The sequence below is a fragment of the Caballeronia sp. KNU42 genome (assembly GCF_053760385.1).
Window position 1 is genome coordinate 3,781,948 of the sequence record NZ_CM132388.1, and the last position, 20,121, is coordinate 3,802,068.

Consider the following 20,121-nt stretch of genomic DNA (forward strand, 5'->3'; position numbering starts at 1 on the left):
TTGACGTGCTTGCCAGTTCCGTTTTACCGACGCCATCGATTGATCCGATTGATCCCATCCTCATCGGCGCGGACTTGAGTGACAGTTGTGGCGAGGAGCGCTCGCCGGCAGCGGTGTGTATCGACAAGCCGCTCGACTGGCGCGGTGTCGCCCGGATTGCGAATGGTGCGAAGCTGGTTCTCTCGCCGGATGTGCGTTCGCGGATCGACCATGCGCGTGCGCTGGTCGAGCAGATCGTCGAGCGCCGGATTCGCGCGTATGGCGTGAACACCGGTGTGGGCGCACTGTGCGACGTGGTCGTGTCGCCGTCGGAACAGCGCGCGTTGTCGCGCAATATCCTGATGAGTCACGCGGTCGGCGTCGGCGAGCCGCTGCGGCGCGAAGAGACGCGCGCGATCATCGCGGCCGCCGTGAACAACTTTGCCCACGGGCATTCTGGCGTGCGCCTCGAACTCGTGGAGTTGCTTGTTACGTTGCTCGATAGCGGGTTGACGCCCGAAGTTCCGGCGTTCGGCTCGGTCGGATATCTGAGCCATATGGCGCATATTGCGCTGGTGCTGATCGGCGAAGGATTTGTCCGCGACGACAGCGGCCGTATGAGCGCCGCTAGCGCGTTGCAGCGCCTCGCGCACGAACCGCTCGTGCTCGAGGCGAAGGAAGGCCTGAGCGTGGTCAACGGCACGCCTTGCGTGACGGGACTCGCCTCGCTGGCGCTCGCGCGCACAGAGCGGCTGCTGGAATGGGCCGACACCATTTCGGCGATGTCGTTCGAGAACCTGCGTGGCCAGGCCGCCGCCTTCGATGCCGACTCGCTTGCGCTGCGTATATCGCCGGGATTGTCGGTGGTGGGCGCGCATCTGCGGGCGCTGCTTGCGGATAGCGGCATCATCGCGGCGTCGTTTGGACGCAAGACGCAGGATCCGTTGAGCTTGCGGACCGTTCCCCACGTGCATGGTGCTGCGCGCGACGTATTCGCGACGACGGCGGAAGTGGTGAATCGCGAACTGGCTTCGGTCACCGATAACCCCGTTGTCTCGGGCACGCTCGCGTCGCCGCGGGTGTTTTCGCAGGCGCACGCGGTGGGCGCGTCGATTGGTCTGGCGATGGATAGCTTGAGTACTGCGGTTGCCGAAGTTGCCGCGATGGCCGAGCGGCGCATCGACCGGTTGGTGAATCCGCTGGTCAGCGGCTTGCCCGCGTTTCTCGCCGAGGGCGGCGGCACGTGTTCCGGTTTCATGATCGCGCAATACACGGCGGCGTCATTGGTTGCGCACAACCGCCGCCTTGCGATGCCCGCGAGTCTGGACGGGGGGATCACCTCGGGCTTGCAGGAGGACCATTTGTGCCACGCGACGCCGGCCGCGTTGAAGGCGTTGGAAATCATCGCCAACGCCGAGCGGATTCTGGCTATCGAGTTGCTGGCGGCGACCCAGGCGTATGACCTGCAACCGGCTGATCAGTCGCGTGCGCCTAAAACCGACGCGGTTTATCGAAGCGTCCGTGCTGTTGTCTCCCGATACCGGGACGACCGGCCATTGGCAGGCGATATCGCCGCAGCGTGGGCCTTTGTCCGCGAGGCAAACCCGGAGTTTTAATCCAACGGGTTGTTGTATAGACAGATCTGCTGTGCTCGGTTGTCGTCGATTTCGCCGTTTTTACGCGGGATCGACGGCTGCCGCCCCAATCTGTATATGGCCGAGAGCCACCTTCAAGTAAACCCCTACCCGAATCGATCTGCACACCGCTTGCGCTCTGATTTATTTTAATTCAAACTTGTATATACAACTCGCCGACCAAGCTTCATCGCTGCCCAAATCGCCCCGATGAATTGGCTGCAAGATACCGAATGTTCACCATCCCGTCCGAGGAGTGCTTTGATGAAAAACCACAACCCGCGTCCCCTGCGCGCACCGCGCGGCACCGAGCTTACGTGCAAGAGTTGGCTCACCGAAGCACCGTACCGGATGCTGCTGAACAACCTCGATCCCGAGGTCGCCGAGAACCCCGACAAGCTGGTGGTCTATGGCGGTATAGGCCGCGCTGCCCGCAACTGGGAATGCCTCGACAAAATCCTCGAAACGCTGCAACGCCTGGAAAGCGATGAATCGCTGCTGGTTCAGTCCGGCAAGCCGGTCGGCGTGTTCAAGACGCATGCCGATGCGCCGCGCGTGTTGATCGCGAACTCCAACCTCGTGCCGAAATGGGCGACGTGGGAACACTTCAACGAACTCGACCGCAAGGGCCTGTTCATGTACGGCCAGATGACGGCCGGAAGCTGGATCTACATCGGCAGCCAGGGGATTGTGCAGGGCACGTACGAGACCTTCGTCGAAGCCGCGCGGCAGCACTTTAACGGTGACTGGAAGGGTCGCTGGATCCTGACCGCAGGATTGGGCGGCATGGGCGGCGCGCAGCCTCTGGCGGCGACGCTGGCGGGCGCGGTATCGCTGAATATCGAGTGCGACCAGACGCGCATCGATTTCCGTCTGCGCACGCGTTACGTCGATAAACAAGCAAAGGACATCGATCACGCGCTTGAACTGATCAAGCAGCACACCGCCGCGGGCGACGCCGTGTCGATCGCGCTGCTGGGCAACGCAGCCGAAGTGCTGCCGGAACTTGTGCGCCGCGCCAAGGCGGGCGGGATCAAGCCGGATCTGGTCACCGACCAAACTTCGTCGCACGACCTGATCAACGGTTATCTGCCGGCTGGATGGAGCCTCGAAAAGTGGCGCGCGGCGTCGCAGGATGAGTCCCAGCACGCTGAACTCAAGGCCGCCGCGCAACGCTCGTGCGCCCAGCACGTCCAGGCCATGCTCGACTTCCACGCCATGGGCATTCACGCAGTGGATTACGGCAACAACCTGCGTCAAGTCGCTTTCGACGACGGCGTCAAGAACGCATTCGATTTCCCCGGCTTCGTTCCCGCGTACATCCGCCCGCTGTTCTGCGAAGGCAAGGGCCCGTTCCGCTGGGTCGCGTTGTCCGGCGATCCGGAAGACATCTACAAGACCGACGCCAAGCTGAAAGAACTGTTCCCGCACAACGCAGGCATGAACCGCTGGCTCGATATGGCGCGCGATCGCATCGCGTTCCAGGGTCTGCCGGCGCGGATTTGCTGGCTGGGCCTGGGCGAGCGTCATATTGCCGGTCTCGCGTTCAACGAGATGGTCAAGAGCGGCGAGCTGAAAGCGCCGATCGTCATCGGCCGGGATCATCTGGATACGGGTTCCGTCGCCAGCCCGAATCGCGAAACGGAAAGCATGAAGGACGGCACGGACGCCGTGTCGGACTGGCCGCTGCTCAACGCGTTGTTGAACACCGCGGGCGGCGCGACGTGGGTCAGCTTGCATCATGGCGGCGGTGTCGGCATGGGCTACTCGCAACACGCAGGCATGGTGATCGTGGCCGATGGCTCCGACGCAGCGCAAAAGCGCCTCGCGCGGGTGCTGGTGAACGACTGCGCGTCCGGCGTGATGCGTCATGGCGATGCCGGCTACGAGCAAGCCATTGAATGCGCGAAGAACTTCGGCCTCGATCTGCCGTTCATCACGACCTGATCATGGCGCCGGCCTTCACCATTATTCGCGCGGCCGGTTTGAAGGCCGTGCCGTGGAAGAACGGCGGCGGCGCGACGCGCGAGATCGCCGCGTCGCCGCCGGGCGCAGCTTTCGATGCGTTCGATTGGCGCGTGAGCGTTGCCGATGTATCGGAGGCGGGGGCGTTCTCGGTGTTCGAGGGCATCGACCGCGTGTTGACGTTGATCGAAGGCACGCAGATGGTGCTCGTCGATGCAGCCGGTCCGCGGCATGTTCTTGCACGCTGGGATTCGCTCGCCTTCGATGGCGAAACGAAGATATCGGCAGAGTTGCCGCACGGTCCGACGCGTGATTTCAACCTGATGTTGAGGCGGAGCCGCGTGTCGGGAACCGTGACCGTGCGGCGTGATGCTGCGGCGTTGAGCGTGGAGCCGGGCAGCGTTGTGCTCGTCTGCGCGCTTGGCGAATTTGCAGTCGATGCCGAGCGGTTGGCCCAAGGCGATGCGCTCGTTCTTGAGGCCAGGCTTGGCCGCCACGTGTTGAATGTAGAACCGCTTTCGCAAGGCGCGGTTCTCATCGACGCCCGTATTGTTTCAAAGGAAGCGCTGATATGACCGATAACAGCGTGCAGATCTGGCGCAATGCACGCCTTGCAGCGCGCGCCGATCCGGCAGATGTTCTGGAAAACGCGGCGATCGTCGTGCGCGATGGACGCATCGAATGGTTCGGTAAAGAAGCTGAACTACCTTCAACGTTTGCCGAAGCCGAAAGCCACGATCTCGAAGGGCGTCTTGTAACGCCGGGTCTTGTCGATTGCCACACCCATCTCGTCTACGCAGGAAATCGCGCCGAAGAATTCGCGATGCGGCTCGAAGGGGCGAGTTACGAAGATATCGCGAAACGCGGTGGTGGCATTGTCTCGACGGTGCGCAACACGCGCGCCGCGAGCGAAGACGAGTTGTTCGCGCAGTCGCTGCGCCGGCTCGACGCGTTGCTCGCCGAAGGCGTGACCGCGCTGGAAATCAAATCCGGCTACGGGCTGGATCTTCCGACCGAACGCAAGATGCTGCGCGTCGCGCGGCGGCTCGCGGCGGCACGGCCTGTGACCATTTCCACGACGTTCCTTGGCGCGCACGCTTTACCGCCGGAGTACGCTGGCCGCGCCGATGACTACATCGCCCATGTCTGCGACGCGATGTTGCCGGCGCTCGCGTCGGAAGGCCTGGTCGATGCCGTCGATGTGTTCTGTGAGCGCATCGCCTTCACGCTCGAGCAGGCGGAGCGCGTGTTCAACTCGGCATCGAAACTGAATCTGCCGGTGAAAATGCACGCGGAGCAGTTGTCGCTGATGGGCGGGGCGGCGCTCGCGGCGAAGCATCACGCGCTATCGGCCGATCACCTCGAATTCCTCGACGAAGCCGGCGCAATCGCGATGCGCGAAGCCGGCACCGTCGCTGTGTTGCTGCCCGGCGCGTTCTATTTCATCCGCGAAAAACAGTTGCCGCCGATCGATTTGCTGCGTCGTCACGGCGTGCCCATAGCGCTTGCCACGGACAGCAATCCGGGAACGTCGCCGAGTACGTCGCTGTTGCTGATGCTCAACATGGGCTGCACGTTGTTCCGTTTATCGGTGGCGGAAGTGCTGGCGGGCGTGACGCGTCACGGCGCAAAGGCGCTCGGTCACGCCGATGTCAACGGCGAAATCAGCGTCGGCGCGAAGGCCGATTTTGTTGCGTGGGATATCGAAACGCTTGCGGAACTGGCGTACTGGACCGGCCTCGATCGTTGCGCGTTGGTCGTGCGGCACGGCGCCGTGACCGTGGATAAACGGACTCTCCGATGACCTCAAAAAGTTTGTTCGCCGAACACGCGCGTCTGCAAGACGGCTGGCGCCGCGACGTGCTGCTGGAATGGGACGATCACGGAACGCTGGTCGCCGTTACGCCGGACAGTGCGCAACCGGCTGGCGTGAACAAAGCCAAAGGCCCGGTGCTTGCCGGCATGCCGAATCTTCACTCGCACGCGTTCCAGCGCGCAATGGCGGGGCTCACCGAATATCGCGCGAATCCTACCGATAGCTTCTGGAGCTGGCGCGACCTGATGTACCGATTCGCGGCGCGCATTTCCCCCGACAGCATCGGCGATATCGCGCACTGGCTTTATATCGAAATGCTGAAGGCCGGCTACACGTCGGTATGCGAATTCCACTACGTGCATCACGCGCCGGATGGAGCGCCCTACGCGAATCCCGCCGAAATGGCCGCGCGCGTGGTCGATGCCGCTAAGCAAACCGGCATCGGCATGACGATGTTGCCCGTGCTCTATCAATACAGCGGTTTCGGCGAGCGCGAGCCAACCTCCGGTCAGGCGCGCTTTGTCCACACGCCGGAAAGCCTGCTCGATGCCCTCGTTTCATTGCGTTCGGCGCAGCCCGAAAACGGCAACCTCCGATACGGCGTCGCACCGCATTCGCTGCGTGCGGTATCGAAGGAATCGCTGGGCCGTTTGCTCAACGGACTCGACAGCGCTTTTCCGGGAGCGCCGGTGCATATCCACATCGCCGAGCAGACGGCTGAAGTCGACGCTTGTGTCGATACGCTGAAAGCGCGCCCCGTACGCTGGCTGCTCGATAACTTCGACGTGGACGAACGCTGGTGCCTCGTTCACGCGACGCACGTCGATGAAAACGAAGTCCGCGCAATGGCCGCGAGTCACGCCGTCGCGGGCCTGTGCCTGACAACCGAAGCCAATCTCGGCGATGGCATTTTCCCCGCGCATGCGTTTCTGTTCGACGGTGGGCGCTTCGGGCTCGGCTCGGACAGCCACATCGCGGTCGACTGGCGCTCGGAACTGCGCTTGCTGGAATACGGACAACGCCTGACGCGCCGCGAGCGCAATGTGCTGGCATCGAATGAGCAAGGGTACGTCGCCGACCGTCTTTTCGACGCCGCGAGCCGAGGCGGCGCCAGCGCCACCGGCCGCGCGGTCGGCGTGCTGGAAGCGGGGCGCCGGGCGGATTTCATGGTGCTCGATCCCGATCATCCGGCGATTGCCGGGCATGCGCCGGATGCGTGGTTATCGGGCGTGGTGTTTTGCGAACACGGCGAGACGCCCGTGTTGGATGTGAGTGTTGGCGGCAAGCTCGTGGTCGAGGGGCGCCGGCATCGCGATGAAGGAGAGTCGTTCGGGCGGTATCGAAACACGTTGGCCGGCTTGCTCAAATAAAGGACACCGCTTGTGACCGATCAAGTTTTTACGTTGAAGCGCGGCACCTCGCCGCTGCTTATTTCGATTCCCCATGCCGGCACGCAGATTCCCGCCGACATAGCCGCCTCCATGACGCCGATCGCCCAAGAAGTCGATGACACCGACTGGCATCTCGAACGTCTCTACGCGTTTGCGGTGGAGATGGGTGCATCGATCCTCGTGCCCGCGAACTCGCGTTATGTGATCGATCTGAACCGTCCCCCGGATGGCGCAAATCTTTATCCAGGACGAGATACGACCGGCCTGTGTCCGGTCGATACCTTCAACAGCGAGCCGTTGTATCCCGCGGGCGGCGCGCCTTCGGATGCACAGATCGCGGAGCGTCGCGAGAAGTATTGGAGGCCCTACCATGACGCATTGGCCGAAGAACTGATGCGTTTGAAAGCCGCGCATGGCAAGGCATTGCTCTGGGAAGCGCACTCCATCCGTTCACACGTGCCGCGTTTCTTCGATGGCAAGCTGTCCGACTTCAACTTCGGCACGGCGGGTGGCGAAAGCGCGGTTGCAGGTCTGGCGGAAAAGCTCGAAGCGATAGTGATCGGCCAGGGCGCGTACACAGCGGTAGCTAATGGCCGCTTCAAGGGCGGATACATCACGCGACACTACGGAGTGCCGCAGGACGGTATTCACGCGGTGCAACTGGAGTTGTCGCAGGCGACTTATATGGAAGAGACCCGACCGTACACCTACGACGAAGCGCGCGCCGCACGGGTCGTGCCTTTGATGCGAGATCTGGTGCAATGCGCGCTGGATGCGGTGCGATCCGCGTAGGCGATCGCAGTTCAGATCTCCCGGCGCCTCACTGCCGGCGGTGTCAATACAGTCGGCAGTGCTTTAGGCAACGTCTCCGGCCAGTCGCGGCTGAAGTGCAGACCGCGGCTCTCTCGCCGTGAGCAGGCGCTTTCCACGATCATCGAAGCGACATCGACAAGATTGCGCAATTCAAGCAAATCGCGGCTCACCTTGAAGTTCGCGTAGTACTCGTGGATCTCGTCACGCAGCAGCGCTATTCGGTGTTGAGCGCGTGCGAGCCGTTTATCGGTACGGACGATGCCCACGTAATTCCACATCAGCCGCCGCAATTCGTCCCAGTTGTGCGCGACCACGACTTCCTCGTCCGGATCGGAGACGCGGCTTTCATCCCAGGCGGGCAGGGGTGCATGGCCGCTCGCCGCAAAGCCGCGCTCTTCCATGGCTTGCGCCGCTGCACGCCCGACAACCAGGCATTCGAGCAGAGAGTTGCTAGCCAGCCGGTTCGCACCGTGCAACCCCGTGCACGACGTTTCCCCCACAGCATAAAGTCCCGCGCGATCCGTGCGGCCGGCCAGGTCGGTGACGACCCCGCCGCACGTGTAATGCGCGGCCGGCACCACGGGAATGGGCTGCTTCGTTATATCGATGCCGAACTCGCGGCAGCGTGCAAGGATGGTGGGGAAGTGTTCCTGAAGGAACGCTTCCGGCTGATGGCTGATGTCGAGATAAACGCAATCAATCCCGCGCTTCTTGATCTCGAAGTCGATCGCCCGGGCGACGATATCGCGAGGCGCGAGTTCAGCGCGTTCGTCGTGGGCAGGCATGAAGCGCGTGCCGTCGGGCAGGCGGAGGATGCCGCCTTCGCCGCGTACGGCTTCCGAAATCAGGAAGGACTTCGCGTACGGATGAAACAGGCAAGTCGGATGGAACTGGATGAACTCCATGTTCGATACCCGGCAACCGGCGCGCCACGCCATCGCAATACCGTCGCCAGTCGCCGTATCCGGATTCGTGGTGTACAGGTACACCTTGCCGGCGCCCCCGGTCGCGAGCGCGGTATGTGGCGCCTCGATGGTGACGGTACGTCCGCTCGCAAGATCCAGCGCATAAAGCCCATGACAGCGATGCCCGGGCAACCCGAGCCGCTCGGACGTGATGAGGTCAATGGCGTAGTGGTCTTCGAGGACCGTGATGTTCGGATGATTGCGCACGCGCTCGTTGAGCGTGGTGACCACGGCGTGACCGGTTGCATCGGCGGCGTGAATGATTCGCCGATGACTGTGTCCACCTTCGCGTGTCAGATGAAAGCCAAGTTCAGCGGACAGATCCTTCGTGAACGGCACGCCTTCGTTGATCAGCCATTCGATGGCCGCGCGCCCGTTCTCCACGATAAACCGCGTAGCGGCCTCATCACACAAGCCGCCGCCGGCTATTAACGTGTCGCGCACATGGTTGTCGACGCAGTCGGCCGAGTCGAGCACGGCTGCGATACCGCCCTGGGCCCAATCGCTGGCGCCTTCGCTCACGCTGCGCTTGGCGAGGATCACAACGCGCCGGGTGTCCGCCAGGTTCAGCGCCACGCTTAAGCCCGCCAGCCCGCTGCCGATGATTGCCACGTCGAAATTCATCCCGCCACGTCTCCGTCAATTTTGTCCGCTGCGACTTTCGGGATTCACGCCGGTGGCATGGGGAAAGCCTGGTCGGTAAGGATAACGCGTGGCACGCCAGGCGGCCACTTGGCCGTTCGGCCAGTAGGGCGAAGGGCGCGCGCAAGGCTGGGCGGACGAGGTGCCAAAACCGCGGCGCCAAAGCAAAAAGCCTCGCGTGAGCGAGGCTTTTCTTGAAGCTGAAGCGAAAGAGACCGGATCTTATTTGATCTTGGTTTCTTTGTATTCAACGTGCTTGCGGACAACGGGATCAAACTTCTTGATCGCCATCTTTTCCGGCATGTTGCGCTTGTTCTTCGTGGTCGTGTAGAAGTGACCCGTTCCTGCGGTCGATTCCAACTTGATCTTGTCGCGTGCGCCCTTGGCCATGTTCGTGCTCCTTAGACTTCGCCACGTGCGCGCAAATCTGCGAGCACGGAGTCGATGCCGTTCTTGTCAATCAGGCGAAGGCCGGCGTTCGAGAGACGCAGACGAACCCAGCGGTTTTCGCTTTCAACGAAGAAGCGGCGATTTTGCAGATTGGGCAGGAAACGACGCTTGGTGCGGTTGTTCGCATGGGAAACGTTGTTGCCGCTCATCGGCCCCTTCCCGGTTACTTGGCATACACGTGCCATGAGAGCACTCCTAATACGCTTTAATTCTGAGTTCGAACGCCAGATACATTTTGGACCGCTTCGGGCTACCGGAGAGGTTTGCCCGAAATGATGACCGCGCACGCTCGGAACAGGTTGGTTGAAAGAAGCAAACCGAGATTCTAACCGCAAAAAACCAGCAAAATCAACTCTTTTTGGTACCGGACGAGGTATCCGGCTATCTGGTCCGGGGCAGGTTTCAACCGATTTTCGGCTTGCGCAGCCCCATTCAGGCTTGGTTTTGCCACTTTTGCCGCCGGCGGGCTATTAATTCAATGAAATCCGCGTTGGGCCGCAACTTCGGCTGCGCCGGGATTCACGTCATGCCGCAATCCATCCCTGTCGCGAAAAAGAGAAGACTTCATTTGAGGTTACAACCAGATGATCCAGCAGCCGGACGTCGATCAACGCGAGCGAGTCCTGCAGGACTCGCGTCAGCCTGCGGTCGTTTGCGCTCGGCTCAACGCCGCCGGAGGGGTGATTATGCGCGACGATCAGGCTGGCCGCATTTAATGTGAGCGCCCGCCGCACGATTTCCCGAGGATAGACGGCAACGCGCGAAATCGACCCCTTCGACGATTCGTCCACGGTAATCAGGCAATGTTTGATATCGAGAAACAGGGTGACGAACACTTCGTTGGGCCGCGTGCCGATCAGCCATTTCAAATAGTCTTCCACCGCTTGCGGGGCGTCGAGCAAGGGCCGGTCGCGGGTTTTCTCCGCGAGCGAACGCTGGCACAACTCCGAGACAGCGAGCAGCAGCGCCGCCTTGGCCGGGCCGATGCCGTCGAATCTGCGTAATTCCGTCGCAGTCGCGCCCAGCACGCCTCTAATTGATTCGAACCGGATCAGGAGGTCGCGCGCCACGTCGACGGACGTCATGCCCGGGCGGCCCGTATTCAGGAACAGCGCCAGCAACTCGGCGTCCGATAACGTCTGCGCGCCCAGTTTCAACAGGCGTTCGCGCGGACGGTCACGCTCAGGCCAGTCGAGCATGCGCATGACAGCAGGCGCGATCGGTGCTGAAGGCTCAACGGCGTGCAGGGCGTTGACGGGATAGGGCGCGTTGTTGTGCACCAGCTCGAGCCGGGCATTCATGTCTCGCTCCTGCCCGCGCGCAGGCGCGGAAATATTGTCGAAAGCCGCGAGCGCCCGGCCCATTCCATATCTGGCTGGGCCATTATTCGGACCGAGGCGGGGCGGTCGCACTGTGGCTTACAATGCAGGTTTGGCATCTCCCCGAGCGAGCGCCTGGCGGTTTGGTCCACGAGGCCGTTGCTCCCGGCGCAGCGATGCCCGGATACCGGCCAGGCTTTCGCCATGACCGCGTCCTCTTTGGACGCCCGGCCTTTCATCGGACGGCGGGACCGGCTGAGAAGGTAAATCAGGCTTTTACGGCTACCACGATCAAACATGAGCATCATTGATATTTCCGAGGTGAAACCCGGTTCGCACGTCACGCTTCATTACCGGCTTGCGCTTGAGGATGGAGCGGACATTGTCAGCACGTTCGCCGACAAGCCCGCTACGCTGTTGTTGGGCGCCGGTCATCTCGCGCCGCCGCTGGAAGACATTCTGCTGGGTCTGAAGGTAGGCCACCACTCGACCTTTCGGCTGATGCCTGGCCAGGCGTTCGGTCCGCGCAATCCGGAAATGCTGCAATGGGTGTCGCTTGCCACGTTGCGAGAGAACGCCATGATCGGCGAGAATTTTTCTCCCGGCGACCTTGTCGAATTCAATGCGCCGGGCGGTGGCCGTTACGCGGGCGTGCTCAAGGAGGTCGGCGAGACCTCCGCGCTGTTCGATTTCAATCATCCACTTGCCGGCCAGGCGCTGGCGTTCGAAGTGAAAATCATCGGAATTCTGTAGCCATGAGCTCCACTGACACCCTGCTCGATGTCGAAATTCTTCTCGCCCAGCCGCGTGGCTTTTGCGCCGGCGTCGATCGTGCAATCGAAATCGTGGAGCGGGCCATCGCGCTGTTCGGCGCGCCTATCTATGTACGCCATGAGATCGTGCACAACGCCTATGTGGTCGAGGACTTGCGCAAGAAAGGCGCGGTGTTCATCGAAGACCTGGCGGATGCGCCTGAAGGCAGTACGCTGATTTTCAGCGCGCACGGCGTGTCGAAGGCGGTGCGCTCGGAAGCGGAAACTCGTGGCTTGCGCGTGTTCGACGCCACCTGCCCTCTCGTGACCAAGGTGCATATGGAAGTAGCGAAAATGCGCCAGGAGGGCTTCGATATCGTGATGATCGGCCACAAGGGCCATCCTGAAGTGGAAGGCACGATGGGGCAGAGCGGCGAAGGCATGCATCTGGTGGAGGATATCGAGGACGTGGAGGCGCTCGCGCTCGCCGATCCCGACCGGATTGCCTACGTGACGCAAACCACGCTGTCTGTCGACGATGCCTCCGCAATCATCGGTGCATTGAAGTCGAAATACCCGTCGGTGAAAGAGCCGAAGAAGCAGGATATTTGCTACGCCACGCAGAATCGTCAGGACGCGGTGAAGTTTCTCGCGCCTCAATGCGATGTGGTGATCGTAGTGGGGAGCCCGAACAGTTCGAATTCAAGCCGGCTGCGCGAAGTCGCTGAAAAGCGCGGCATCCCCGCCTACATGGTGGATTCGCCCACGCAAATCGATCCGAAATGGGTGGAAGGGAAAAAGCGCATCGGCGTGACGGCGGGCGCGTCGGCGCCGGAAGTGCTGGCGCAGGCCGTGATCGCGCGGTTGCGCGAGCTGGGGGTGCGCAACGTGCGTCCGCTGGAAGGGATCGAGGAGACGGTTTCGTTTCCGTTGCCGCGTGGGCTGACGCTGCCGGGGTGACGCACTGTCCGGGAAGCGTCGTCCCTCGTTGCTGAATTGGAGATGACAGCCGAAGGGTGTATTGAAAGGCCGCGCCAACGTGTGTTGACGCGGCCTTTTGTCCATTTACGCGCTTCGGAAATAGTGCGCCCGAACGCCGCGCTCGCGAGCACGTCGGCAGGGCCGATACGAGAACGCCCGGATTGACCGGTTGATTTTGCACTCGCACCATGAAATTCGTTGATGAGAATCCGCAGCGTCGCCGAAGCGATGCGCACGCATCGGTGTTTACCCACGATGCCAACCGATGGTGCAACTAGCGCGCCGACGCGAGGCGCAACCGGGTTGCTCCAAGACCTCCATCAGAGGCCGAAGCGAGGGTTGCAATGGAGGAAAACCCCTGTCGCTGAACAATATTGCACGTCTCAAAAACCGAGTTACAATGCGCGCGTTCCAAGCCGGATGGGCTGGAAACACCAGCTTTTCAAGGCGCCGGAGACCTACTGAATGCGAATGAAGTTTGGCTTTGCCGTGACCATCGCGGTTGCGATGGCAACGGCGTGCAGCAAAAAGAGTGATAACGAGCCCGCCGCGGGGGCATCGGCGGTGCCGGAAGCTTCGGCTGCAGCCTCGGCGAATGTTGGGGGGAGTGCGCCGGCCGTGCCGGCATCGGCGGCTGCGGCCTCCGCGCCCTCACCGGCCAGCAACGCGACTGTCGTCAAGATCGGCCACGTTGCACCGATTAGCGGACCGCTGGCTCACCTCGGGCAGGACAACGAAAACGGCGCACGGCTGGCTATCGAGGAAATAAGCGCGCAGGGGCTCACCATTGACGGCCACGCGATTCATCTCGAGCTGGATACGCAGGACGATGCAGCCGATCCCAAGAAAGGGATGGCAGCGGCGCAGCAACTGGTGGCCGATCACGTGGTAGCAGTTGTCGGGCATTTGAATTCGGGCGTGTCGATTCCCGCATCGAAGATCTATAGCGACGCGGACGTGGCGCAGATCTCGGGTGCGACGACCAATCCCGCGTTCACGCAGCAAGGGTACAAAACGACCTTCCGTGTCGTGCCGACGGACGCGCGCCAGGGGCCGGTGCTCGCGGCCTATGCGCTCAAGACGCTGCACGCGCGGAAAATCGTGGTTGTCGATGACGCCACGCTCTATGGCCGGGGTCTCGCGAACGAGTTTGCGAAAGCCGTAGTCGCAGGCGGCGGGCATATTACGGGGCACGAAGTCACGACCGACAAGTCCCGTGACTTCAAGGCGATCCTGAACAAGATCAAACGCACGCAGCCGGACGCGGTGATGTTCGGCGGCATGGACGTCACCGGTGGACCGTTTGCCGAGCAGGCTGCGGCGCTGGGTATCAAGGCAAAGATTCTTGGCGGTGACGGCATATGTTCCGCCGACATGGCCACGCTCGCGGGCAACGCAGCGCCGAACGTGGTGTGCTCGGAACTGGGTGTGGACGTGTCGAAGCTGGACAAAGGCGGGGATTTCGCGCAGCGCTACGCAGCGCGGTTCCAGATCCCGGTAGAGAGCTACGCGCAGTTCACCTATGACGCTGTCTATGTGATTGTCGACGCCATGAAGCGGGCGAATTCGATTGAAGCGCCAAAGGTGCTTGCCGCGATTGCATCGACGGATTTCAATGGCCTGACAGGGCACATTGCATTCGATGACAAAGGCGATTTGAAGGGCGGCGGAGCCATCACGCTAATCGATTTCAAGGATAACAAGAAGAACGTCATTGACGTCGTTACGCCGTAATCCTGTGTTGCGGCGCCATGCGGCGAATGCACATAAGGTTGACCAACCCCTCGATACGTAGTCACTTTCGGACGTTTTAGAGTTTTTTTTCAAGTACGCGCGGTGCGGTTGCATTTTTTACTTCCCTTCGGTTTATCGGCCAGCGATAAAGCGTAAATCTAGTCGCACGGGCTAAGGAGCCTTCAATGGATATCTTCATCCAGCAGATTCTCAACGGGCTGGTGCTTGGCAGCGTCTACGCCATCATCGCGTTGGGTTACACGATGGTGTACGGGATTCTCGGCATCATCAACTTCGCACACGGGGACGTGCTGATGGTCGGCGCCATGGTGGCGCTGTCTGCCATCGGCGTCATGCAGAACCATTTCCCGGGCCTGCCGTTATCGTTGGTGCTGGTTATCGCGCTACTGGTTGCCGCAGTCGTGTGCGCGTTGGTCGGCTACACCATCGAACGCGTTGCTTACCGGCCTTTGCGCAAGGCGCCGCGTCTGGCTCCGCTGATTACGGCTATCGGCGTATCGATTCTTCTCCAGACCATCGCCATGATGATCTGGGGCCGTAATCCGCTGGCCTTCCCGCAACTGCTGCCGACCGATCCGATCAACGTGATCACGGCCACCGCCGATCGTCCGGGCGCCGTTATTTCGATGACGGAAATCGTGATCATCGTGGTCGCGTTCCTCGTGATGGGCGGCTTGCTGCTGCTCGTGCACAAGACGAAACTCGGCCGCGCCATGCGCGCCATTGCCGAGAATCCGGGTGTCGCGAGCCTGATGGGGGTCAACCCTAACTTCGTGATCTCCGCGACCTTCATGATCGGCTCCGCGCTCGCGGCTCTTGCCGGCGTGATGATCGCCTCCGAATACGGCAACGCGCACTTCTACATGGGCTTCATCCCCGGGTTGAAGGCGTTCACGGCGGCGGTGCTGGGGGGGATCGGCAACCTGGGCGGCGCGATGGTGGGCGGCGTGCTGCTCGGCCTGATCGAACAGCTCGGCGCCGGGTATATCGGCAATTTGACCGGCGGTGTGTTCGGCAGTAACTACCAGGACGTGTTCGCGTTCATCGTGCTGATCATCGTGCTGGTGTTCCGTCCGTCCGGCCTGCTCGGCGAACGTGTCGCAGATCGCGCTTAAAACAGGGAGACCAAGCATGACTTCAATTCAACCGATCGAGCCGTCGACCACGCTCATCCCTGAAAGAAAGACCGCGAAGAACTACATCGTCACGGTGCTGGTGACCGCGCTGGTGATCCTCGCCCCCATGCTGATCGGCGCGGCCGGCGGCAATTACTGGGTCCGCGTGCTCGACTTCGCGATGCTGTACGTGATGCTGGCGCTAGGTCTTAACGTGGTGGTGGGTTTCGCCGGCCTGCTGGACTTGGGCTATATCGCGTTCTACGCAGTGGGCGCGTATGTGGCTGCGCTGCTGTCCTCGCCGCAACTGACCACGCAGTTCGAGTGGATCGCGCATCTGTTCCCTGGTGGCCTGCATGCGCCAATCTGGGTGATCGTGCCGTGCGCGATGGCGTTGGCAGCCACCTTCGGCGTCTTGCTCGGTGCACCTACCCTGCGTCTGCGCGGCGACTACCTCGCTATCGTGACACTGGGCTTTGGGGAAATCGTCCGGATCTTCATGAACAACCTGGATCGCCCGGTCAACATCACGAACGGGCCGAAGGGGATTACCGGCATCGACCCGGTGTCGTTCTTCGGTTTCGACCTGTCGAAGACCCACTCGTTGTTCGGGTTCAATTTTCCATCGGTCTACAACTACTACTACCTGTTCGTGCTGTGTGCGCTGTTCGTGATCTTCGTGTGCATACGCTTGCAGCATTCGCGTATTGGCCGCGCGTGGGCCGCGATCCGCGAAGACGAAATCGCCGCCAAGGCGATGGGCATCAACACCCGTAACGTGAAACTGCTGGCCTTCGCGATGGGTGCATCGTTCGGCGGTTTGTCGGGCGCCATGTTCGGTGCGTTCCAGGGATTCGTCTCGCCGGAATCGTTCACGTTCTGGGAATCGGTCGTGGTGCTCGCGTGCGTGGTGCTGGGCGGCATGGGCCACATTCCGGGCGTGATCCTGGGTGCGGTGCTGCTGGCTGTGTTCCCCGAATTCCTGCGCTCGACCATGGGTCCGCTGCAGAACTTCATCTTCGGCCATGAAATTGTCGATACGGAAGTCATTCGCCAGTTGCTCTACGGTCTCGCGATGGTGCTGATCATGCTGTATCGCTCGGAAGGCCTGTGGCCGTCTCCGAAACACGAAGACAAGATCGCAAAAATTGCGAAGCGCGCTGGCAAGAAGCCGGTGCGCGCCTGAGCCCCCGAGAGAGTGGAGAAAAAACAATGAGCGATAAACCCATTCGACTGTCCGTGAAGGGCGTGAACAAGCGCTTCGGCGGCCTGCAGGCACTGGCCGAAGTCGGCCTGGAAATCAGGGAAGGCGAGATCTATGGCCTGATCGGCCCGAACGGCGCGGGCAAGACCACATTCTTCAACGTGATCACGGGCCTTTACACGCCGGATTCGGGCGATTTCGTGCTCGACGGTACGCCGTACACGCCGACCGCGGTTCATCAGGTGGCGAAGGCAGGCATTGCGCGGACCTTCCAGAACATTCGCCTGTTCGGCGGCATGACGGCGCTCGAGAACGTGATGGTTGGACGCCACGTGCGCACGAAACACGGTCTGATCGGCGCGGTGCTGCAGACGCCGGCCGAGCGTCGCGAAGAGAAGGAAATCAAGGAGCGCGCGCTGGAGTTGCTGGAGTATGTGGGCGTGCTGCAATACGCGGACTACACGTCGCGCAACCTGTCGTACGGGCACCAGCGCCGGCTGGAAATTGCGCGTGCGCTGGCCACCGATCCGAAGCTGCTCGCGCTCGATGAACCTGCCGCCGGCATGAACGCGACGGAGAAGGTCGAGCTCACACGCCTGCTCGACAAGATTCGCAGCGACGGCCGCACGATTCTGTTGATCGAACACGATGTGAAACTGGTGATGGGCCTGTGCAACAACATGACAGTGCTTGATTACGGCAAGGTGATCGCCCAGGGTCTGCCGCAGGACGTGCAGAAGGATCCGAAGGTGATCGAGGCTTATCTCGGGGCAGGGGTTCACTGATGGCTACGACGAATGGCGCAAACGGCGCGATGTTGAAGATCAAGGGGCTGCAGGTCAGCTATGGCGGCATTCACGCCGTCAAGGGCGTGGACCTGGAAGTGGGCAAGGGCGAACTCGTGACGCTGATCGGCGCGAACGGCGCCGGCAAGACGACCACGATGAAAGCCATCACGGGCCTGAAGGCGTATTCGGCAGGCGATATCGAATACATGGGCGAGTCGATCAAGGGCGTGCCATCGCATGAATTGCTCAAGCGTGGCCTCGCGATGGTGCCGGAAGGACGAGGCATTTTCGCGCGTATGTCGATTCTTGAAAACATGCAGATGGGCGCGTACCTGCGCAACGACACGGACGAAATCAACAAGGACACCGAGCGCATGTTCGGCTTCTTCCCGCGGCTGAAAGAGCGGGCGTCGCAGTATGCGGGCACGTTGTCGGGTGGTGAGCAGCAGATGCTGGCCATGGCGCGTGCGTTGTTGTCGCGGCCAAAGTTGCTGTTACTCGACGAACCGTCGATGGGTCTCTCGCCAATCATGGTCGAGAAGATCTTCGAAGTGGTGCGTGAGATTTCGGGCGAAGGGCTGACGGTGCTGCTGGTTGAGCAGAACGCGCGGCTGGCGTTGCAGGCGGCGAATCGCGGGTATGTGATGGATTCGGGTCTGGTCACCATGTCGGGCGACGCGAAGACCATGCTGGATGATCCGAAGGTTCGGGCGGCTTATCTAGGCGAGTGATCGCAGATTGATGAATGACAAAGCCGCATGCCTTTGAAGGGCATGCGGCTTTTTTTTAATACATGTCAGAGGCGCTTGCCGAAGCTCACCACTTCATCCATCTGATAACCGAGTTTCGTGTAAAACGCCCGCGTTTCCGGCTTGTTCGCCATGACCTGCAGATTGAGTTTCGGACATCCGATGGCGGCGAGCGCGCGTTCCGCGTGCTCAACCAGCGCCCGGGCATAACCGTTACCGCGTTCATCCTCGGCGATCGCGAGCGAATACATCCATCCGCGATGCCCGTCGTAACCCACCATCACCGTTGCGATCAGACGCTCGTTCAATACGCCGACGAAGAAGAACTCCGGCTGCATGGCGAGCTTGTTTCGAATCGATAAACGCGGATCTCGCTGCGGTTTGCCAGGCGTTGCATACTCCGGAAACGCTTGTGCCCAGAGCGCAAGCACGGCCTGCGTGTCGCGCTCGTCGAAGACCCGAATGATCACAGTGCGTCCAGTATCGACCGCAGCATCGACATCATCTGGTCGATCTCGTCCTTCGTCACGTTCAGCGCCGGCATGAAGCGCAGCAGGTTGGGCCGCGCTGCATTCAGCAGCAAACCGTCCGGTCCCATGTCGCGCGCCATTTCGACAATCTTCGGACCGTTGTCGTTATTGAGCAGCAACGCGCGCAGCAGGCCTTCGCCACGTTCGCCGTTGAAACCGCGCTCCTCCGAAAGCTGCAGCAACTGTGCCTTCAGATACTCGCCGCGCTCGCGCACACCTTCCAGGAAGCCAGGCGCCGTCAGTTGCGAAATCACCGAAAAACCTGCGGCCGTCATCAGCGGATTGCCGTTGTACGTGCCGCCCTGGTCGCCGGGTTCGAAGCACGCCACTTCCTTGGTCGAGAGCAGCGCGGCCAACGGCACGCCGCCGCCAATGCCCTTGCCCAGGGTCATGATGTCTGGCTCCACGCCCGACAATTCATACGCGAACAAGGTGCCGGCGCGGCCGCAGCCGCTTTGGACTTCATCGACGATCATCAGCAACCCATGTTTTTTCGTCAGCGCGCGCAAAGCCTGCATGAACTCGCGCGTCGCCGGGATCACGCCGCCTTCGCCTTGAATAGGCTCGAGCATCACGCCGACGGTTTTATCGGTGATGAGCTTTTCCACCGACGCGATGTCGTTCAGGTCAGCCTTCGGGAAGCCCGGCACTTGCGGTGCGTAGATGGTGTCCCAGCCCGGCTTGCCACTCGCCGACATGGTTGCCAAAGTCCGGCCGTGAAAGCTGTGATCGAACGTGATGATCTCGTACGCGCCGCCCTTGAACTTCTTGCCCCACTTGCGCGCGAGCTTGATCGCGCCTTCGTTGGCTTCGGCGCCGCTGTTGGCGAAGAACACTTTGTCGAAGCAACTGTTGGCGGTGAGCAAGCCGGCGAGCTGGGCCATCGGCGCGTTGTAGAACGCGGGCGACGGGTTGATCAGCGTGCGGGCCTGCTTGTCCATGGCTTCGATCATGCCGTCGTTGCAATGACCCAGACTATTCACCGCCCAGCCCTGGATGAAGTCGAGGTATCGCTTCTCGTTGTTGTCGTAGAGCCAGGAACCCTTGCCGTGCGTGAACACGATCTCAGGACGGTTCGTGATGAACATCAGCGATTCGACGGGGTACTCTTGGAAATTCATGACGGCGGGCTCCACGAAAACAGCAAGGAAAAAAGGTGGCGAGGAAAAATACCGAACCCACAATGCAAAAAGCCACGGAATTCCGTGGCTTCATGGTGGCGAAGTGTGCGCTGGTTCGAAAACTCAAGCGCCAATCCGTGACGAGCCAGCGG

The 20,121-nt window shown here is 61.4% G+C and carries 19 protein-coding genes; 13 read left to right on the top strand and 6 right to left on the bottom strand.

Annotation, left to right across the window (positions count from 1 at the left end; translation table 11 throughout):
- Positions 1 to 74: 74 nt before the first annotated feature.
- The 6 genes from ACSOSP_RS16905 to hutG all read left to right on the top strand — a co-directional run bounded on the left by ACSOSP_RS16905 (position 75) and on the right by hutG (position 7,577).
- Entirely contained in the window at positions 75 to 1,595 is a 1,521-nt protein-coding gene (locus tag ACSOSP_RS16905) for an HAL/PAL/TAL family ammonia-lyase (protein ID WP_455311003.1), read from the top strand.
- A 282-nt stretch (positions 1,596 to 1,877) separates the two neighbouring features.
- Positions 1,878 to 3,560 carry a urocanate hydratase gene (gene hutU, locus ACSOSP_RS16910; RefSeq protein ID WP_455308476.1) on the top strand — a complete coding sequence of 561 codons (1,683 nt, stop codon included), beginning with the start codon at positions 1,878 to 1,880 and terminating at the stop codon, positions 3,558 to 3,560.
- A gap of 2 nt (positions 3,561 to 3,562) precedes the next feature.
- Positions 3,563 to 4,153 (top strand): HutD/Ves family protein, encoded by a 591-nt coding sequence (locus ACSOSP_RS16915; protein WP_455308478.1) that lies wholly within the window; start codon positions 3,563 to 3,565, stop codon positions 4,151 to 4,153.
- Complete coding sequence (gene hutI / locus ACSOSP_RS16920) at positions 4,150 to 5,382, top strand: imidazolonepropionase (RefSeq protein WP_455308480.1); 1,233 nt, start codon at positions 4,150 to 4,152, stop codon at positions 5,380 to 5,382. The genes ACSOSP_RS16915 and hutI overlap by 4 nt, the downstream gene beginning before the upstream one ends.
- Positions 5,379 to 6,764, top strand: a complete 1,386-nt coding sequence (locus ACSOSP_RS16925) for a formimidoylglutamate deiminase (protein ID WP_455308482.1) — start codon at positions 5,379 to 5,381, stop codon at positions 6,762 to 6,764. Before hutI ends, ACSOSP_RS16925 begins: the two co-directional genes overlap by 4 nt.
- A 12-nt stretch (positions 6,765 to 6,776) precedes the next feature.
- Positions 6,777 to 7,577: an N-formylglutamate deformylase gene (hutG, locus tag ACSOSP_RS16930; protein WP_455308484.1), complete on the top strand. Its 801-nt coding sequence runs from the start codon at positions 6,777 to 6,779 to the stop codon at positions 7,575 to 7,577.
- 11 nt (positions 7,578 to 7,588) lie between these two features.
- Here hutG and nadB read toward each other — a convergent pair whose 3' ends face one another.
- The 4 genes from nadB to radC all read right to left on the bottom strand — a co-directional run bounded on the left by nadB (position 7,589) and on the right by radC (position 10,956).
- On the bottom strand, positions 7,589 to 9,187 hold the full coding sequence (nadB, locus tag ACSOSP_RS16935) for an L-aspartate oxidase (protein WP_455308485.1): 1,599 nt from the start codon (positions 9,185 to 9,187) through the stop codon (positions 7,589 to 7,591).
- 240 nt (positions 9,188 to 9,427) lie between these two features.
- Positions 9,428 to 9,595 (bottom strand): 50S ribosomal protein L33, encoded by a 168-nt coding sequence (gene rpmG, locus ACSOSP_RS16940; protein WP_006478046.1) that lies wholly within the window; start codon positions 9,593 to 9,595, stop codon positions 9,428 to 9,430.
- Between the two features lie 11 nt (positions 9,596 to 9,606).
- On the bottom strand, positions 9,607 to 9,840 hold the full coding sequence (rpmB, locus tag ACSOSP_RS16945; protein WP_031359861.1) for a 50S ribosomal protein L28: 234 nt from the start codon (positions 9,838 to 9,840) through the stop codon (positions 9,607 to 9,609).
- A gap of 339 nt (positions 9,841 to 10,179) precedes the next feature.
- Positions 10,180 to 10,956: a RadC family protein gene (radC, locus tag ACSOSP_RS16950; protein WP_455308486.1), complete on the bottom strand. Its 777-nt coding sequence runs from the start codon at positions 10,954 to 10,956 to the stop codon at positions 10,180 to 10,182.
- Between the two features lie 315 nt (positions 10,957 to 11,271).
- Here radC and ACSOSP_RS16955 point away from each other — a divergent pair, with 315 nt between their 5' ends.
- From ACSOSP_RS16955 to ACSOSP_RS16985, 7 genes are all read left to right on the top strand, one after another.
- The gene (locus tag ACSOSP_RS16955) at positions 11,272 to 11,727 is read left to right on the top strand and encodes an FKBP-type peptidyl-prolyl cis-trans isomerase (protein ID WP_062081042.1); all 456 of its coding nucleotides are present in this window, start codon (positions 11,272 to 11,274) and stop codon (positions 11,725 to 11,727) included.
- A gap of 2 nt (positions 11,728 to 11,729) precedes the next feature.
- Positions 11,730 to 12,686 (top strand): 4-hydroxy-3-methylbut-2-enyl diphosphate reductase, encoded by a 957-nt coding sequence (gene ispH, locus ACSOSP_RS16960; protein ID WP_031359864.1) that lies wholly within the window; start codon positions 11,730 to 11,732, stop codon positions 12,684 to 12,686.
- A 486-nt stretch (positions 12,687 to 13,172) separates the two neighbouring features.
- A complete protein-coding gene (locus ACSOSP_RS16965) occupies positions 13,173 to 14,441 on the top strand; it encodes a branched-chain amino acid ABC transporter substrate-binding protein (protein WP_455308487.1) in 1,269 nt (422 codons plus the stop codon).
- Between the two features lie 185 nt (positions 14,442 to 14,626).
- A complete protein-coding gene (locus tag ACSOSP_RS16970) occupies positions 14,627 to 15,577 on the top strand; it encodes a branched-chain amino acid ABC transporter permease (RefSeq protein WP_455308488.1) in 951 nt (316 codons plus the stop codon).
- A gap of 16 nt (positions 15,578 to 15,593) precedes the next feature.
- Positions 15,594 to 16,763 (top strand): ABC transporter permease subunit, encoded by a 1,170-nt coding sequence (locus ACSOSP_RS16975; protein ID WP_455308489.1) that lies wholly within the window; start codon positions 15,594 to 15,596, stop codon positions 16,761 to 16,763.
- A 26-nt stretch (positions 16,764 to 16,789) separates the two neighbouring features.
- Complete coding sequence (locus tag ACSOSP_RS16980; RefSeq protein ID WP_455308490.1) at positions 16,790 to 17,566, top strand: ABC transporter ATP-binding protein; 777 nt, start codon at positions 16,790 to 16,792, stop codon at positions 17,564 to 17,566.
- A 29-nt stretch (positions 17,567 to 17,595) separates the two neighbouring features.
- Positions 17,596 to 18,300 carry an ABC transporter ATP-binding protein gene (locus ACSOSP_RS16985; protein WP_455311004.1) on the top strand — a complete coding sequence of 235 codons (705 nt, stop codon included), beginning with the start codon at positions 17,596 to 17,598 and terminating at the stop codon, positions 18,298 to 18,300.
- Between the two features lie 65 nt (positions 18,301 to 18,365).
- On the opposite strand, the gene ACSOSP_RS16990 is transcribed toward ACSOSP_RS16985, so the two are convergent.
- Together ACSOSP_RS16990 and ACSOSP_RS16995 are read right to left on the bottom strand one after the other, a co-directional pair.
- Positions 18,366 to 18,788 (bottom strand): GNAT family acetyltransferase, encoded by a 423-nt coding sequence (locus ACSOSP_RS16990; RefSeq protein ID WP_455308491.1) that lies wholly within the window; start codon positions 18,786 to 18,788, stop codon positions 18,366 to 18,368.
- On the bottom strand, positions 18,785 to 19,969 hold the full coding sequence (locus tag ACSOSP_RS16995; RefSeq protein WP_455308492.1) for an acetylornithine transaminase: 1,185 nt from the start codon (positions 19,967 to 19,969) through the stop codon (positions 18,785 to 18,787). Before ACSOSP_RS16995 ends, ACSOSP_RS16990 begins: the two co-directional genes overlap by 4 nt.
- Positions 19,970 to 20,121 lie beyond the last annotated feature (152 nt).

Coding starts and splice junctions, on each gene's coding strand:
- hutU (WP_455308476.1), top strand. CDS start 1,878: ATGAAAAACCACAACCCGCGTCCCCTGCGCGCACCGCGCGGCACCGAG.
- ACSOSP_RS16915 (WP_455308478.1), top strand. CDS start 3,563: ATGGCGCCGGCCTTCACCATTATTCGCGCGGCCGGTTTGAAGGCCGTG.
- hutI (WP_455308480.1), top strand. CDS start 4,150: ATGACCGATAACAGCGTGCAGATCTGGCGCAATGCACGCCTTGCAGCG.
- ACSOSP_RS16925 (WP_455308482.1), top strand. CDS start 5,379: ATGACCTCAAAAAGTTTGTTCGCCGAACACGCGCGTCTGCAAGACGGC.
- nadB (WP_455308485.1), bottom strand. CDS start 9,187: ATGAATTTCGACGTGGCAATCATCGGCAGCGGGCTGGCGGGCTTAAGC.
- rpmG (WP_006478046.1), bottom strand. CDS start 9,595: ATGGCCAAGGGCGCACGCGACAAGATCAAGTTGGAATCGACCGCAGGA.
- rpmB (WP_031359861.1), bottom strand. CDS start 9,840: ATGGCACGTGTATGCCAAGTAACCGGGAAGGGGCCGATGAGCGGCAAC.
- radC (WP_455308486.1), bottom strand. CDS start 10,956: ATGAATGCCCGGCTCGAGCTGGTGCACAACAACGCGCCCTATCCCGTC.
- ACSOSP_RS16955 (WP_062081042.1), top strand. CDS start 11,272: ATGAGCATCATTGATATTTCCGAGGTGAAACCCGGTTCGCACGTCACG.
- ispH (WP_031359864.1), top strand. CDS start 11,730: ATGAGCTCCACTGACACCCTGCTCGATGTCGAAATTCTTCTCGCCCAG.
- ACSOSP_RS16965 (WP_455308487.1), top strand. CDS start 13,173: ATGCGAATGAAGTTTGGCTTTGCCGTGACCATCGCGGTTGCGATGGCA.
- ACSOSP_RS16970 (WP_455308488.1), top strand. CDS start 14,627: ATGGATATCTTCATCCAGCAGATTCTCAACGGGCTGGTGCTTGGCAGC.
- ACSOSP_RS16975 (WP_455308489.1), top strand. CDS start 15,594: ATGACTTCAATTCAACCGATCGAGCCGTCGACCACGCTCATCCCTGAA.
- ACSOSP_RS16980 (WP_455308490.1), top strand. CDS start 16,790: ATGAGCGATAAACCCATTCGACTGTCCGTGAAGGGCGTGAACAAGCGC.
- ACSOSP_RS16985 (WP_455311004.1), top strand. CDS start 17,596: ATGTTGAAGATCAAGGGGCTGCAGGTCAGCTATGGCGGCATTCACGCC.
- ACSOSP_RS16995 (WP_455308492.1), bottom strand. CDS start 19,969: ATGAATTTCCAAGAGTACCCCGTCGAATCGCTGATGTTCATCACGAAC.